The sequence below is a fragment of the Dyella sedimenti genome, assembly GCF_022760995.1.
GTDB lineage: Bacteria > Pseudomonadota > Gammaproteobacteria > Xanthomonadales > Rhodanobacteraceae > Dyella > Dyella sedimenti.
Map to the genome: position 1 here is coordinate 295,375 of NZ_JAKWJO010000006.1, position 14,665 is coordinate 310,039.

The 14,665-nt window shown below is 68.8% G+C and carries 14 protein-coding genes; 9 read left to right on the plus strand and 5 right to left on the minus strand.

Annotated features, from left to right (window positions below; all coding sequences use genetic code 11):
* Positions 1-75 precede the first annotated feature (75 nt).
* From MJ605_RS14425 to MJ605_RS14435, 3 genes are all read right to left on the minus strand, one after another.
* Positions 76-2,124, minus strand: a complete 2,049-nt coding sequence (locus MJ605_RS14425) for a sodium-translocating pyrophosphatase (RefSeq protein WP_243042232.1) — start codon at positions 2,122-2,124, stop codon at positions 76-78.
* 163 nt (positions 2,125-2,287) lie between these two features.
* A complete protein-coding gene (locus tag MJ605_RS14430; protein WP_243042233.1) occupies positions 2,288-3,553 on the minus strand; it encodes a 6-phosphofructokinase in 1,266 nt (421 codons plus the stop codon).
* 4 nt (positions 3,554-3,557) lie between these two features.
* A complete protein-coding gene (locus MJ605_RS14435; RefSeq protein WP_243042234.1) occupies positions 3,558-3,986 on the minus strand; it encodes a VOC family protein in 429 nt (142 codons plus the stop codon).
* A gap of 231 nt (positions 3,987-4,217) precedes the next feature.
* On the opposite strand from MJ605_RS14435, the gene MJ605_RS14440 reads away from it, so the two are divergent.
* The 7 genes from MJ605_RS14440 to MJ605_RS14470 all read left to right on the plus strand — a co-directional run bounded on the left by MJ605_RS14440 (position 4,218) and on the right by MJ605_RS14470 (position 11,790).
* Complete coding sequence (locus MJ605_RS14440; protein WP_243042235.1) at positions 4,218-4,802, plus strand: adenylate kinase; 585 nt, start codon at positions 4,218-4,220, stop codon at positions 4,800-4,802.
* Between the two features lie 85 nt (positions 4,803-4,887).
* On the plus strand, positions 4,888-6,243 hold the full coding sequence (gene mpl / locus MJ605_RS14445) for a UDP-N-acetylmuramate:L-alanyl-gamma-D-glutamyl-meso-diaminopimelate ligase (protein WP_243042236.1): 1,356 nt from the start codon (positions 4,888-4,890) through the stop codon (positions 6,241-6,243).
* A gap of 32 nt (positions 6,244-6,275) precedes the next feature.
* Entirely contained in the window at positions 6,276-6,878 is a 603-nt protein-coding gene (locus tag MJ605_RS14450) for an LON peptidase substrate-binding domain-containing protein (RefSeq protein ID WP_243042237.1), read from the plus strand.
* A gap of 116 nt (positions 6,879-6,994) precedes the next feature.
* A complete protein-coding gene (locus tag MJ605_RS14455) occupies positions 6,995-7,813 on the plus strand; it encodes an SDR family oxidoreductase (RefSeq protein ID WP_243042238.1) in 819 nt (272 codons plus the stop codon).
* A gap of 97 nt (positions 7,814-7,910) precedes the next feature.
* Entirely contained in the window at positions 7,911-8,330 is a 420-nt protein-coding gene (locus tag MJ605_RS14460; RefSeq protein WP_243042239.1) for a VOC family protein, read from the plus strand.
* Positions 8,331-8,610: 280 nt separating this feature from the next.
* Positions 8,611-9,951 (plus strand): sigma-54 dependent transcriptional regulator, encoded by a 1,341-nt coding sequence (locus MJ605_RS14465; protein WP_243042240.1) that lies wholly within the window; start codon positions 8,611-8,613, stop codon positions 9,949-9,951.
* 603 nt (positions 9,952-10,554) lie between these two features.
* Positions 10,555-11,790 (plus strand): acetylornithine transaminase, encoded by a 1,236-nt coding sequence (locus tag MJ605_RS14470; RefSeq protein WP_243042241.1) that lies wholly within the window; start codon positions 10,555-10,557, stop codon positions 11,788-11,790.
* Positions 11,791-11,907: 117 nt separating this feature from the next.
* On the opposite strand, the gene hemL is transcribed toward MJ605_RS14470, so the two are convergent.
* Positions 11,908-13,194: a glutamate-1-semialdehyde 2,1-aminomutase gene (gene hemL, locus MJ605_RS14475; protein ID WP_243042242.1), complete on the minus strand. Its 1,287-nt coding sequence runs from the start codon at positions 13,192-13,194 to the stop codon at positions 11,908-11,910.
* A 10-nt stretch (positions 13,195-13,204) separates the two neighbouring features.
* Entirely contained in the window at positions 13,205-13,828 is a 624-nt protein-coding gene (gene thiE, locus MJ605_RS14480) for a thiamine phosphate synthase (RefSeq protein ID WP_243042243.1), read from the minus strand.
* A 95-nt stretch (positions 13,829-13,923) separates the two neighbouring features.
* Here thiE and MJ605_RS14485 point away from each other — a divergent pair, with 95 nt between their 5' ends.
* Positions 13,924-14,115, plus strand: a complete 192-nt coding sequence (locus MJ605_RS14485) for a rubredoxin (protein ID WP_243042244.1) — start codon at positions 13,924-13,926, stop codon at positions 14,113-14,115.
* A 116-nt stretch (positions 14,116-14,231) separates the two neighbouring features.
* Positions 14,232-14,426 carry a hypothetical protein gene (locus MJ605_RS14490; RefSeq protein WP_243042245.1) on the plus strand — a complete coding sequence of 65 codons (195 nt, stop codon included), beginning with the start codon at positions 14,232-14,234 and terminating at the stop codon, positions 14,424-14,426.
* Positions 14,427-14,665: the final 239 nt, after the last annotated feature.

Here is a 14,665-nt window from a genome sequence, read left to right on the forward strand (position 1 = left end):
GGCGCATGCGTGTGACTAAAGTCAGGGGCCGGCCGCCCTCTCCCGGCGGGGAGAGGGCGCCAGCGTGCCGCGCGGCTACAGCAGGGGGATGAGCAACAGGGCCACGATATTGATGATCTTGATCAGCGGGTTCACCGCCGGGCCCGCCGTGTCCTTGTACGGGTCGCCCACGGTGTCGCCGGTGACCGCGGCCTTGTGAGCCTCCGAGCCCTTGCCGCCGAAGTGGTCGTCCTCGATGTACTTCTTGGCGTTGTCCCAGGCGCCGCCGCCGGTGGTCATGGAGATGGCCACGAACAGGCCGGTGACGATGGTGCCGATCAGCACGCCGCCCAGCGCCTGCGCGCCCGCTTCCGAGCCGCCCAGCCACTTGAAGCCGAACACCACCACCACCGGCACCAATACCGGCAGCAGCGAGGGGACCAGCATTTCCCGGATCGCCGACTTGGTCAGCATGTCCACCGCACGGGAATAGTCGGGCTTGGTGGTGCCCTCCATGATGCCGGGGATCTCGCGGAACTGGCGCCGCACTTCCTCCACCACCGAGCCGGCGGCGCGGCCCACGGCTTCCATCGCCATGGCGCCGAACAGGTAGGGGATCAGGCCGCCGATCAACAGGCCGACGATCACGTACGGATTGGACAGGTCGAAGCGGAAGTCATCGACGCTCAGGTGCTTGGTGAGGTTGTGCGTGTAGTCGGCGAACAACACCAGCGCAGCCAGCCCCGCCGAGCCGATCGCATAGCCCTTGGTCACCGCCTTGGTGGTATTGCCCACCGCATCCAGCGGGTCGGTGACGCCGCGTACGTCGGGCGGCAGCTCGGCCATCTCGGCGATGCCGCCGGCGTTGTCGGTGATCGGGCCATAGGCGTCCAGTGCCACGATCATGCCGGTCATGCTCAGCATGGCGGTGGCGGCGATGGCGATGCCGTACAGGCCCGCCAGCTGGTAGGCGCTCCAGATCGCGCCGCACACGGCCAGCACCGGCAGCGCGGTGGATTTCATCGAGACGCCGAGGCCGGCGATGATGTTGGTCGCATGACCCGTGGTGGACGCCTGCGCCACGTGCTGCACCGGTTTGTACTCGGTGGCGGTGTAGTACTCGGTGATCACCACCATCGCGCCGGTGAGCACGAGGCCGATCAGCGCGCAACCATACAGGTGGCCCACGCCGAAGGCCGAGTCGGCCATCAGCTGGCTGGTGATCGGCCAGAACGCGATCGCCGCCAGCACCGCCGACACCGCCACGCCCGCGTACAGCGCGTTCATGATCTTCGGCCCGCGCGCCTTCACGAAGAAGGTGCCGATCACCGAGGCGACGATGGAGGCGCCGCCAAGCAGCAGCGGGTACAGCACGCCATTGCTGCCGGTCTGCTCGGCCATCACGCCGCCCAGCAGCATGGTGGCGATCAGCGTCACCGCGTAAGTCTCGAACAGGTCGGCCGCCATGCCGGCGCAGTCGCCCACGTTGTCGCCCACGTTGTCGGCGATCACGGCCGGGTTGCGCGGGTCGTCCTCGGGGATGCCTGCCTCCACCTTGCCCACCAGGTCGGCGCCCACGTCCGCGCCCTTGGTGAAGATGCCGCCGCCCAGGCGGGCGAAGATCGAGATCAGCGAGGAGCCGAAGGCCAGGCCCACCAGCGCATGCAGCGCGTGCATGGTCTCGTAGCCCAGGTGGCTGAGGATGGCGTAGTAGGCGCCCACACCCAGCAGGGCCAGGCCCACCACCAGCATGCCGGTGATGGCGCCGCCGCGGAAGGCCACGTTGAGCGCGGCGGCCAGGCCGTCGCGCGCCGCCTCGGCAGTGCGCACGTTGGCCCGCACCGAGACGTTCATGCCGATGTAGCCGGTGGCGCCGGACAGCAGCGCGCCGATGGCGAAGCCGATCGCGGTGGGCCAGTCCAAGGCGAAGCCCACGATCAGGAACAGCACCACGCCGACGCCGCCGATGGTGGTGTACTGGCGGTTCAGGTAAGCCTTCGCGCCTTCCTGGATCGCGGAGGCGATCTCCTGCATGCGCGCGTTGCCCGGCGATTTTGCCAAGACCCAGCGCACGGACAGTGCGCCATAGAGAATCGCCAGGACCGCACATGCCAGCACGATCCACAAGCCATACTGCTGCAGCATCGGAGCCTCCCCATGAGTGGTGACCACATCGCCGGGACCCGCCAACGGAACCCCGACACGGCGGCCGCCCTTGCGGGCGGTCAGGGCCGAGTATAGGCAGAGCCAGGCGACAGGCGTGTTGTGCGACGCAACGCGCCGCGGCATCGGGCCGCAAAAGGGGGGGCTAGCGAGAGAACGGTTCCAGTCGGCGCGCCACGGCGGCATTCTTCAGCGTTACGTAGCGCGGTAGCCCATCCTTGCCATAGGGCAGCGGCGCCTCGCCCTGGATCAGCGGCGCCAGATAGCGCCGCGCCGCGGCGGTGATGCCGAAGCCGTCGCGGGTGAGGAAGCCGGCGGGCATCTTCTTCTCGCGGTTGGCGATGCGCGAGAGCGGCGCCGGCTCGACCTTCCAGCGATAAGGCGAGTCGCTGGTGCGCACGATCACTGGCATCACCGCGTTCATGCCGGCCAGCGCGTAGTCCACGGCGGCCTTGCCTACCGCATAGGCCTGGTCGGCGTCGGTCTTGGAGGCCAGGTGGCGGGCCGAGCGCTGCAGGTAGTCGGGCAGGGCCCAGTGGTATTTGTAGCCGAGCTTCTCCTTCACCAGCGTGGCCAGCACCGGCGCCACGCCGCCCAGCTGGCTATGGCCGAAGGCGTCGCGCGTGCCCGCCTCGGCGAGGAATTGGCCCTCGGCGTTGCGGATGCCCTCGGAGGCTACGACCGTGCACCAGCCCACGCGCTCCACCGTGGCCTTCACCTTGGCCAGGAACGCCGCCTCATCGAACACGCGCTCGGGGAACAGGATGAGGTGAGGCGGCGCATCCGCGCCTTCGCCGGCGAGGCCGGACGCCGCGGCGATCCAGCCGGCGTGGCGGCCCATTACTTCCAGGATGAACACCTTGGTCGAAGTGTCGGCCATCGAGGCCACGTCCAGGCTCGCTTCCAGCACCGAGACGGCGGTGTACTTGGCCACCGAGCCGAAGCCCGGGCAGCAGTCGGTGACCGCCAGGTCGTTGTCCACCGTCTTGGGCACGCCGATGCAGCGGACGTCGTAGCCCATGGCCTTGCCGAGCCGGGAAATCTTCAGGGCGGTGTCGGCCGAGTCGTTGCCGCCGTTGTAGAGAAACCAGCGGATGTCGTGCGCGCGGAACACCTCGATCAGCCGCTCGTATTCCGCGCGGTTGTCGTCCAGCGACTTGAGCTTGTAGCGGCAGGAGCCGAAGGCGCCGCCCGGCGTGTGACGCAGCGCGGCGATGGCGGCCTTCGATTCCCTGGTGGTGTCGATCAGCTCCTCGCGCAGCGCGCCGAGGATGCCGTTGCGCGCGGCGTAGACCGGCACGCCCTGGGCGCGCGCCGCCTCGATCACGCCGGCGGCGGTGGCGTTGATGACGGCGGTGACGCCGCCGGATTGCGCGTACAGCAGGCGGCCTTGGGGCTTGGTGGGTTTCATGGTCTCAGTCCGGCAGGGCAAGGTTGCCTTGCTCATCAAACACGAAGTACGGGTTGAATGCGAATTCCCACAAATGGCCATCCGGATCGGCGACGTAGCCGGAATAGCCGCCCCAGAACACTTCCTGTGGCGGCTTCATCGCGTGGGCGCCGGCGGCGACGGCGGTGGCGAACCAGGCATCCACTTCTTCCCTGGAGTGGGCGTTGCGCGCCAGCGTGACGGCCGCGAAACCGGTGGGCAGGTCCTCGGCCAGCGCATCCTCGGCCAGGGCCGCGCGCCCGTACAGTGCCAGCACGCCGCCGGCGCCCTTGAGAAAGACGATGGCTTCGTTGCTGGTCGAGGAAGCCCGCCAGCCCAGCGCTTCGTAGAAACGCCGGGCCCGTGGCAGGTCGCCGACGCCGAGAGTGACGATATGGATCCGGGGAGTCGTCATGACCGATGCCTGCTTCCATCCCAAGGAGGGGTGGAGCTTAAACCGGCCCGGCGGCTGGCCGCCTGTGACAAAAGGGCGTCATCTCCAACTCCTTTGGCAACAAGGACTTGGCGCCGCATGGCTGGCGATGTCGTTTGACGGCACCGGCCGCAGAAGCTAAGTTGGGCGCCACTTTTCCTGCATCCCATGGGTGCCGCGGCATGCGGTGGCCCGGGAATACCTTGGAGCACTATGCGACTCGTCCTACTCGGTCCGCCCGGTTCGGGCAAAGGCACCCAGGCCGCACGCCTGAAGGTGGAACTCGGCGTACCGCACATCTCGACCGGCGACATGCTGCGCGCGGCGGTGGCGGCGGGCACGCCCACGGGCCTGAAGGCAAAGGCGGTGATGGACGCGGGCAAGCTCGTTTCCGACGACATCCTGCTGGCCATGCTGGAAGAGCGCCTCGCGCAGGATGACGTGAAGAACGGTTTCATCCTCGACGGCTACCCGCGCAACCTGGCCCAGGCCGACGCGCTGGACCACCTGCTGGCCAAGATCGGCCAGCCGCTGGACGCCGTGGTGAAGCTGGACGTGCCCAACGAGGCGATCATCGCCCGCTGCGAGATCCGCTTCGCCGCCGAGCACCGCAAGGACGACGACCCGGCCGTGGTGCGCGACCGCCTGAAGGTGTATGCCGAGCAGACCGCGCCGGTCGCCGATTTCTTCGCCCGCCGCGGCAAGCTGCAGGTGGTGGACGGCGTGGGTGGGCTGGACGAGGTCACCGCCCGCATCAAGCGCGCGCTGGCCGACGAATCGGCCGCCGCCAACGGCTGACTTCACCGGGCCGCCGCGAGGCGGCCCGCTGCTTTCCACGGGCGGACCCATGCGTTGCGCCCGGGTTCCATCGGACGGGTTATCCATGCGCCTGCATATCCTCGGCATCTGCGGCACCTTCATGGGCGGCGTCGCCGCGCTGGCGCGTGAGCTTGGGCTCACCGTCGAAGGCTCCGACGTCAACGTCTACCCGCCCATGAGCACCCAGCTGGCATCGCTCGGCATCCGGCTGATGGATGGCTATAAGGCCGAATACCTCCAGCCCGCGCCGGACCTGGTGGTGGTCGGCAATGCGATGACGCGCGGCAACCCCGCGGTGGAATACATGCTCGATGAGCAGCTGCGCTACGTCTCCGGTCCGCAATGGCTGGGCGAGACGGTGCTGCCGGGGCGCGAGGTGCTGGCGGTGGCCGGCACGCACGGCAAGACCACCACCACCAGCCTGCTGGCGCACCTGCTGGAAAGCGCGGGTATGGCGCCGGGTTTCCTGATCGGCGGCGTGCCGGGCAATTTCGAGGTATCCGCGCGCAAGGGCGACGGCAAGCCGTTCGTCATCGAGGCGGACGAATACGACAGCGCGTTCTTCGACAAGCGCTCGAAGTTCGTGCACTACCGCCCGCGCATCGCCATCCTCAACAATCTCGAATACGACCACGCGGACATCTTCCCCGACGTGGCGGCGATCCAGCGCCAGTTCCATCACCTGGTGCGCACCGTGCCCGGCAACGGGCGGCTGATCGTCAACGCGCACGACCATCACCTGGCCGAGGTGCTGGCCATGGGGTGCTGGACGCCGGTGGAAACCTTCGGCATCGGGCAGGGCGACTGGCAGGCGGAACTGCTGGCCGCCGATGGCTCCGCGTTCCAGGTACGCCACAAGGGCGAGCTGCTTGGCGAGATCCATTGGCCGCTGCTGGGCAACCACAGCGTGATGAACGCGCTGGCGGCGCTGGCCGCCGCCACGGCGGCAGGCGCCGATCCGCGCGCGCTGCTGCCGGCCTTCGCCGGCTTCCAGAGCGTCAAGCGGCGCATGGAAGTGGTGGGCGAGGTGGACGGCGTGCGCGTCTACGACGATTTCGCGCACCATCCCACCGCCATCGCCACCACGCTGGCGGGGCTGCGGGCCAAAGTGGGCCAGGCGCGCATCGTAGTGGCGCTGGAGCCACGCTCGAACTCCATGCGCCTGGGCGCGCACGCCGAGGCGCTGGCGCCGTCGCTGGCCGATGCCGACGCCGTGGTATTCCTGCATCGGCCCGAACTGCCCTGGGACGCCAGCCGGGTGACCGGCGCGCTGCATGGCCGCGGCAGCACCGCGCCGACGGTGGATGCGCTGATCGCGGCGCTGCGCCGGGATGTCCGTCCGGGCGACCACGTGGTGTTCATGTCCAACGGCGGCTTCGAGGGCGCGCCCAGGCGCTTCGCGGAGGCGCTGCGCGGCTAGCGCGACAGCCGAACGCGCTAGACTTGCCGTTCATGGCGGCCAAGACGCACCTCACCGAGCTTCCGCTGTTCCCGCTGGGTACCGTGCTGTATCCCGGCGGGCAGCTGTCCCTGCGCATCTTCGAGCCGCGCTACCTCGACATGGTGCGCGAATGCGCGCGCACCGGCGGCCCGTTCGGGGTCAGCCTGATCCTGGCAGGCCACGAGGCCGGCGCGCCGGCGGTCCCGGCGGCGGTGGGTACGCTGGCGCGCATCATCGATTTCCACAACCGCGAGGATGGGCTGCTCGGCATCCTGGCCGAGGGCGGCGAGCGTTTTCGCGTCACGCGCACCCGCGTGCGCTCCGATGGCCTGGTGCGCGGCGATATCGAGCTGTGGCTCGCCGAACCCGCGCTGGAAGTGCCGGTGGAGTTCGCCCTGCTGCCGTCGATCCTGGAACGCCTCGTCGAGACGATCGGGCCGCAATGGCGCGATGCGCCCAAGCAGCGCTACGACGACGCCACGTGGGTCGGCTACCGGCTGGCCGAGCTGCTGCCGCTGCAGAACGACGAGCGCCAGCGCATGCTCGAACTCACCGACCCGGTCCGTCGCCTGGCCGAGTTGCGGGACATCCTGCCGCGTTTCCAGCGGGGGTAAGGCTCCATTCCTGTAGGAGCGCACCCAGTGCGCGATCGCGGCGCGGTGGCGTTCCGCAGGCTTTTCGCGCACTGGGTGCGCTCCTACACTGATCCTTTTGATCGAGGTGCGCATCCATGAGCAGCCTGGCCGGCAAGACCCTCTTCATTACCGGCGCCTCGCGCGGCATTGGCCTGGCCATCGCGCTGCGCGCCGCGCGCGACGGCGCCAACATCACCATCGCCGCCAAGAGCAGCGTGCCCAACCCCAGGCTGCCCGGCACCATCCACAGCGCGGCGGCGCAGGTCGAGGCCGCCGGCGGCAAGGCGTTGCCGGTCAAGTGCGACATCCGCGAGGAAGCAGAGGTGAAGGCCGCCGTGACCGCCACCGTGGAGGCTTTCGGCGGCATCGACATCCTGGTCAACAACGCCAGCGCGATCTGGCTGGCCGGCGCGCTGGATACGCCGATGAAGCGCTTCGACCTGATGCAGCAGGTGAACGCGCGCGGCAGCTTCCTGTGCGCGCAGGCCTGCCTGCCGTACCTGCTGAAGGCCGCCAATCCGCATATCCTCACGCTGGCGCCGCCGCCCTCGCTCGATCCCAAGTGGTGGGCGCCGCACACCGGCTACACGCTGGCCAAGATGGGCATGAGCTTCGTCACGCTGGGCCTGGCTGGTGAATTCGGTCCCCAGGGCGTGGCGGTGAATGCGTTGTGGCCGCGCTCCATCATCGCCACCGATGCGCTCAACATGATTCCCGGCGTGGCGGTGGAACGATGCCGCCAGCCATCCATCGTGGCCGACGCGGCGCATGCGGTGCTCACCCGTTCCGCGAAGGGCTTCGCCGGCCGCTTCCTGCTCGACGAGGACGTGCTGCGCGACGCCGGTGTCACCGATTTCTCGCCCTATGCGGTGGATCCTTCCCGGCCGCTGCTGCCCGACCTGTTCCTGGATTGACCGGCGTGGCGCGCCAAGGCCGCGCGAGGAACTGGATTGCCTAGCCCAGCGCATCCGCTCTTTTCTTTCCCTCACGGCGCCATCGCCACGGAGCTCCATGAAATACCTGCACACCATGATCCGCGTCCGCGACATCGACGCTAGCCTGCGTTTCTTCTGCGACGGTTTGGGCCTGAAGGAAAACCGCCGCATGGAGAACGCGGCCGGCAAGTTCACCCTGATCTTCCTCGCCGCGCCGGAGACGCCGGAGGCGGAGATCGAGCTGACCTACAACTGGGACTCCACCGAGGACTACGGCAGCGCCCGCAACTTCGGCCACCTGGCTTTCGAGGTCGAGGACATCTACGCCGCCTGCGCCCACCTGCAAGCCATGGGCTACACCATCAACCGGCCGCCACGCGATGGTCACATGGCCTTTGTACGCTCGCCCGACCTGATCTCCATCGAGCTGCTGCAGAAAGGGCATCTTCCGCCACGGGAGCCCTGGGCCTCCATGCCCAATACCGGAGTATGGTGATGCCGCGCGGGCTGGCCGCGGGTAGCGGCCGGTCCGCCGGGATGCCTACTAGGCCATTGGTGTTAGCCGGCGCCGCCGCCCCCGGCTTCCGTTCGACGGACCTGCCCCTTTTGTCGGGTGACGGTCATCGACGGAGTTGTATATTGTGTGATGCATATCACATTTTTGAGGCGGTCGCGGGTTAGCTTGGCGCGACGGACGTGGTAACCGGGGGATAGCCACACGTGGCTATGCCCGGCCGAAACCTTGTGACCCTGGACCAGGGGAAAGGGGAGGGACCATGGCTGTGTTAAGGGAAGAAGCCAGGCGCTGCGTCGTCTGGTTCGGGCAGCCTGCCAGCGAGGAGCGGACCGGCCTGGCCGAGGCGGGATGGATCGTCCGCGTAGCCGATGCCGGTCCCCAGGGCGGGATCGGCATGCGCAACAACGACACGGTGGTGGCGCTGGCGGACCTGCGGCATGGCGATCCGGCATCCACCCGGGCCATGGCGCAACTCATGGCCGATCACCCCTGGTTGCCATGGGTCGCCTTGATTCCCCCGGACGTGCCCGTCCACGAACCCCTGGTCGATCGCATCCTCGAGGCCAGCATCGAGTATTTCGCCACGCCGGTGGACGTGGACCGCCTGGTCGAGGCGCTGGGGCGCGTTGGTGGCGACCAGCCGCTCGTGCCCGAGCCGGGGGACATCGGCATCACCGGCCGCAGCGCGGCCATCGGCGCGGTGGTGGCCAGCATCCGCAAGTACGCCCCGGTGGAGCTGCCGGTGCTGATTACCGGCGAGACCGGCACCGGCAAGGAAGTGGCGGCGCGTGCGCTGCATGGCCTGTCCGCCCGCGCCGACCGTCCGTTCGCGGCGATCAACTGCGGCGCCCTGCCGCCCAACCTGGTGCAGTCGGAACTGTTCGGCCACGAACGCGGCGCCTTCACCGGCGCCAATGCGCGGCGCATCGGCCATTTCGAGGCCGCCGCCGGCGGCACCGTGTTCCTGGACGAGGTGGGCGACCTGCCGCCGGATGCGCAGACCAGCCTGCTGCGCTTCTTGCAGGAGGGCACGCTCGAGCGCGTGGGCAGCAGCCAGTTGATCAAGCTGGACGTGCGCGTGCTGGCCGCCACCCATGTGGACCTGGAAAAAGCGGTCGAGCAGGGTCGTTTCCGCGAGGACCTGTACTACCGCCTCAACGTGCTGCGCCTGCGCATGCCGCCGCTGCGCGAGCGCGAGGACGACGTGGTGCTGCTGGCGCAGAAGTTCCTCGACACCTTCCGCGAACAGCATCCCAGCCGGGCGCGCGCCTTCAGCGCCGGCGCGCGGCGGGCCATGCTCGACTTCCACTGGCCGGGCAACGTGCGCGAGCTGCTCAATCGCGTGCAGCGCGCGGCGGTGGTGGCCGAGGACGCGCTCATCGGCGTCAACGACCTCGACCTTGCCGACGTCCTCACCAAGCAGGCGGCACGTTCCAGCCTGGGCAGCACCCGCGTGGCGGCCGAGCGCGACGCGGTGATCGCCTGCCTGCGCGAAAGCCGCTTCAACGTGAGCGAATGCGCGCGGCGGCTCAAGGTATCGCGCGTGACCATCTACCGGCTGTGCAAGAAGCACCAACTCGCGCTCGACGAACTTCGCTGAGCCTTGCCGGCATGGGCGGCGGCGCAGATGGTGGCTGGCCTTGCGCTGGCCCGCCCGGCCGCAACGCGCGCCCAGGCCGCCATCAAGAGGAAGGCCCCCGGCCCGCAGGGGTCGGGCCGGGGGCTTCCATTGGTGCCCCGGCCACAGGGGTTGCCGGGTTACCGCCCTCGTCGCCGCCTTGCGGCGGCATCCGGTGTCGCCGGCGTAGCGCCGGCCATGACTTCGCATGAAGGAACCGGCGCTTCCGTCGCCTGCCCGCACATGATCGGTCGAGCAAGCCCCATGCCAAAGCCTGCGAATGGCGCCATGACGCGGTTCGTGGCACATCGCGGAAAATCGGGCATGGGCCACGGCGTGTTGAACGCGTTACACGTCACTGCCCGGCAGGCCGCCGCGAACCCGTCCAGGCCGTGTCGCCATGCGGTTTCGGGGCAGCTGTAACGCAAGGGACACAACGCATGGGCCAGGTTGACACCCCACCGTCGTGCAAAGCGCTGCCACAGGGCTTACGATGCGAACGGCACGGCCACCAGGCCGCGCATCCCCACCCCTGCCCTTCCCCCTTTGTTGGCCGCCCGGTCCGGGCGACGCCAGGAGTACGACATGCACGCGCAAGACCCCGCCGCCCAGTCCCTGATCGATCTCGGCAAGCGCTACTGGCTGCCGGTGTATCGACCGCGCGACGTGGTGCTGGACCGAGGCCTGGGCGCGCGCGTGTGGGACACCCAGGGACGCGACTACGTGGATTTCGGCGCCGGCATCGCGGTGAACGCGCTGGGCCACCAGGACCCCGACCTGCTGGCGGCGCTGACCACCCAGGCGCACAAGCTGTGGCACACCAGCAACGTGTTCTACAGCGAGCCGCCGCTGCGGCTGGCCGAGGAACTGGTCGCCGCCTCCGGCTTCGCCGAGCGCGTATTCCTGTGCAATTCCGGCACCGAGGCCAACGAGGCCGCCATCAAGCTGGTGCGCAAGTGGGCGGCCTCGCGGGGGCGCGACGCGGCCAAGCGCGTCATCGTCACCTTCCGTGGCTCCTTCCACGGCCGCACGCTGGCCGCCGTGACCGCCACCGCGCAACCCAAGTACCAGGAGGGTTACGAACCGCTGCCCGGCGGCTTCCGCTACCTGGACTTCAACGACGTGCCCGCGCTGGAAGCGGCCTTCGTCCATGGCGACGTCGCCGCCGTGCTGGTCGAGCCGGTGCAGGGCGAGGGCGGCGTGTTGCCGGCGGCGCCGGGCTTCCTCCGGCGCGTGCGCGAGCTGTGCGACCGGCACGATGCCCTGCTGGTGCTGGACGAGATCCAGTGCGGCATGGGCCGCACCGGCACCCTGTTCGCCTACGTGCAGGACGAGATCACCCCGGACATCGTGACCCTGGCCAAGGCCCTGGGCTGCGGCTTCCCGATCGGCGCCATGCTGGCCGGCCCCAAGGTGGCCGAGACCATGCAGTTCGGCGCGCATGGCACCACCTTCGGCGGCAATCCGCTGGCGGCCGCGGTGGCGCGAGTGGCGCTGCGCAAGCTGTCCTCGCCCGAGCTGCTGGCCAACGTGTACCGTCAGGCGCAGGCGCTGCGCGAAGGCCTGGCGCGCATCAACGGCGCGCTCGACCTGTTCGAGGACGTGCGCGGCCGCGGCCTGATGCTGGGCGCCGTGCTGAAGGAAGCGCACAAGGGCAAGGCGGGCTCGGTCCTGGACTTCGCGGCCCTGCACGGGCTGCTGGTCTTGCAGGCCGGCCCGGACGTGCTGCGCTTCGTGCCGGCGCTGAATATCACCGACGAGGACCTGGCCGAGGGCCTGCAACGCCTGGAAACCGCCCTGCGCGCCTACCTCGCCGCCTGATCCGCCCCTCGCTGTTGTAGGAGCGCACCTGTGCGCGACCGCCATGCGCCGACCTACGCCAAGCGCATGGCAACCCACGGAAAACCGGATGGCGCACCCCGCGCCATCCGCATTGGTTCATCCCGCTCGCGCCGCCCGCATCGCGCCGCGCGCCGCCTCCAGCGTATCGGCGATGTCCCGCTCGCCATGTGCGCTGGAGACGAAGCCGGCCTCGAACGCCGATGGTGCGAGGTAAACGCCACGTTCCAGCATGCCGTGGAAGAAGCGGTTGAACATGGCCGTGTCCGCCGCGGTGGCCTGCGCGTAGCTCTCCACCTTCCCGCTGGTGAAGAACAGGCCGAACATGCCGCCGATACGGTTGCTGCTGAATGGCACGCCCTCGCCATCGGCCACGGCCTGCAGGCCGTCGGTCAGCAGGCGCGTGCGCGCGGCCAGGTGCTCGTAGAAGCCCGGCGCCTGGACCAGCTCCAGCATCGCCAGGCCGGCCGCCATGGCCACCGGATTGCCCGACAGCGTGCCCGCCTGGTAGATCGGGCCGGCCGGGGCGATCTGCTGCATCAGGTCGCGCCGGCCGCCATAGGCGCCCACCGGCATGCCGCCGCCGATGATCTTGCCGAAGGTGGTGAGGTCCGGCGTCACGCCGTAATGGGCCTGCGCGCCGCCCAGGGCGACCCGGAAGCCGGTCATCACCTCGTCGAAGATCAGCAGCGTGCCATGCCGGGTGCACAGCTCGCGCAGGCCCTGCAGGTAGCCCTCCTTCGGCAGGATGCAATTCATGTTGCCGGCCACCGGCTCGATGATCAGCCCGGCGATGTCGTGGCCATGCTCGTCGAACAGCCGCGCCGCCGCCTCCAGGTCGTTATAGGGCAGGGTCAGCGTGAGGTCGGCGTTGGCCTTGGGCACGCCCGGCGAGGTCGGCACGCCGAAGGTGAGCGCGCCCGAGCCGGCCTTCACCAGGAAGCTGTCGCCATGCCCGTGATAGCAGCCTTCGAACTTCACGATCAGGCTGCGCTGGGTGGCGCCGCGCGCCAGGCGAATCGCCGACATGGTCGCCTCGGTGCCCGAGTTGACCATGCGCACCATGTCGATCGAAGGGATCAGCCGCACGATGGTCTCGGCCATGATTACCTCGGCCGGGCAGGGCGTGCCATAGGACAGGCCGTCCTTCACCGCGCGCTCCACCGCCTCGCGTACGTGCGGGTGGTTGTGGCCCACGATCATCGGGCCCCAGGAGCCGACGTAGTCGATATAGCGCCTGCCTTCCACATCCCACAGGTAGGCGCCATCGGCGCGCGCGGTAAAGAACGGCTCGCCGCCCACCGACTTGAAGGCGCGCACCGGCGAATTGACGCCGCCGGGCATCAGTTGCTGGGCGCGTTGGAACAGTTCGTGGTTGGTGGTCATCCTGGGCGTCTCAATGCGTGGTGAAAAGTTGGGCGAAACGCGCGGCGGCGCCGCGCACGTCCGGGTCGCCGAACACGGCCGAGATCACGGCCAGGTAATCCGCGCCGGCATCGATCAAGGGTTGCCCATTGTCCGGCGTGATACCGCCTATCGCCACTCGCGGCACGCCGAGCGTGGCGCTCTGCCGCAGTAGTTCGAAGGGGGCGCGGCGCGCATGGGGCTTGGTCGGCGAAGGAAAGAAGGTGCCGAACGCCACGTAGTCCACATCCATGGCGGCGAACCGGCGCGCGCGTTCCAGCGAGTCGTAGCAGGACACGCCGAGGATGGCGTCGGTACCCAGCGCCTCGCGGGCCGCCGCCACGTCACCATCGTCCTCGCCCAGGTGCACGCCGGCGGCGTTCGTGGCGATGGCCAGTTGCACATCGTCGTTCACGATCATGGGAATGCCGCGCGCGGCGCACAGCGCGCGGATCGCGCGCGCCTCGGCCAGGCGGCGGTCATGGTCCGCGGTCTTGTCGCGGTACTGCAGCAACCGGGCGCCGCCGGCCAGGGCCTGTGCCACCGCCTCCAGCAGGTTCGGGCGGGGGCCGTCGGTAATCACATAGAGGCCGCGGCCTTGGAGTCTTGAGGGCATCGATGTCGTCCGGAAAACGGGCGCCGTACGCTTTCGCATCGGCAGGGGAGTTGCGAGAATGCCCTACTTATTCTCCATATCAAGTCGTCCAGCCCATGAATCAAAGCCCCCAAGCCACCCTGCGCAAATGGATGTGCGTCGTCTGCGGCTTCATCTACGACGAGGCGCTGGGCCTGCCCGAGGAAGGCATCGAACCCGGCACGCGCTGGGCCGACGTGCCCGATACCTGGACCTGCCCGGACTGCGGCGCGACCAAGGACGATTTCGAGATGATCGAAATCGACTGATTCGCTCCGCGCCGCCCGCAAACGGCCCGATTCCGTCATCGTACGGACCGGGCCGTTTGCTTAAGTGGCTCCTGCGCGCCAGCCGCACCGACGCGCCACCCAGCAGGAGCAGCACCATGCAGCAATTCATTCCGTTCGAAGACGACTGGGACGCCCTGGAAAACCTTTGTCCCGAATCGCTCGTTCCCTATCACGTCGGCATCCCGTGCCGGCATGACCTGGCGGAAGAGACGGGTTCCTCCAGCGCCAACTCGCATGCGATCGTCATCCCCGTTCGCCCGGCGCCCCTGGTCGGCGACTCCAGCACGTAGCGTACCGGCAGGTTGCAGGACGGGCAGGGACCGGCCTCCTGTCATTGCAGTGAAAAAATTATGTTTCTCCCCCTTCCCAGAGTCGGAGGGGCACGCTATGATTTCCCTCCTCCCCGGACGAGACGCTCTTCCTCGCGGGGTTCCACTGAAAACCCGGTCGCAAAGATTCATCGCGAAAGGTGTTGACGGCCTGGAAAGATGATGTAAGATGAGCGGCTCACTCGGGACGAAATGTTCCG

Coding starts and splice junctions, on each gene's coding strand:
- MJ605_RS14465 (WP_243042240.1), top strand. CDS start 8,611: ATGGCTGTGTTAAGGGAAGAAGCCAGGCGCTGCGTCGTCTGGTTCGGG.
- MJ605_RS14435 (WP_243042234.1), bottom strand. CDS start 3,986: ATGACGACTCCCCGGATCCATATCGTCACTCTCGGCGTCGGCGACCTG.
- MJ605_RS14455 (WP_243042238.1), top strand. CDS start 6,995: ATGAGCAGCCTGGCCGGCAAGACCCTCTTCATTACCGGCGCCTCGCGC.
- MJ605_RS14470 (WP_243042241.1), top strand. CDS start 10,555: ATGCACGCGCAAGACCCCGCCGCCCAGTCCCTGATCGATCTCGGCAAG.
- MJ605_RS14430 (WP_243042233.1), bottom strand. CDS start 3,553: ATGAAACCCACCAAGCCCCAAGGCCGCCTGCTGTACGCGCAATCCGGC.
- MJ605_RS14425 (WP_243042232.1), bottom strand. CDS start 2,124: ATGCTGCAGCAGTATGGCTTGTGGATCGTGCTGGCATGTGCGGTCCTG.
- thiE (WP_243042243.1), bottom strand. CDS start 13,828: ATGCCCTCAAGACTCCAAGGCCGCGGCCTCTATGTGATTACCGACGGC.
- hemL (WP_243042242.1), bottom strand. CDS start 13,194: ATGACCACCAACCACGAACTGTTCCAACGCGCCCAGCAACTGATGCCC.
- MJ605_RS14450 (WP_243042237.1), top strand. CDS start 6,276: ATGGCGGCCAAGACGCACCTCACCGAGCTTCCGCTGTTCCCGCTGGGT.
- MJ605_RS14490 (WP_243042245.1), top strand. CDS start 14,232: ATGCAGCAATTCATTCCGTTCGAAGACGACTGGGACGCCCTGGAAAAC.
- MJ605_RS14485 (WP_243042244.1), top strand. CDS start 13,924: ATGAATCAAAGCCCCCAAGCCACCCTGCGCAAATGGATGTGCGTCGTC.
- MJ605_RS14440 (WP_243042235.1), top strand. CDS start 4,218: ATGCGACTCGTCCTACTCGGTCCGCCCGGTTCGGGCAAAGGCACCCAG.
- mpl (WP_243042236.1), top strand. CDS start 4,888: ATGCGCCTGCATATCCTCGGCATCTGCGGCACCTTCATGGGCGGCGTC.
- MJ605_RS14460 (WP_243042239.1), top strand. CDS start 7,911: ATGAAATACCTGCACACCATGATCCGCGTCCGCGACATCGACGCTAGC.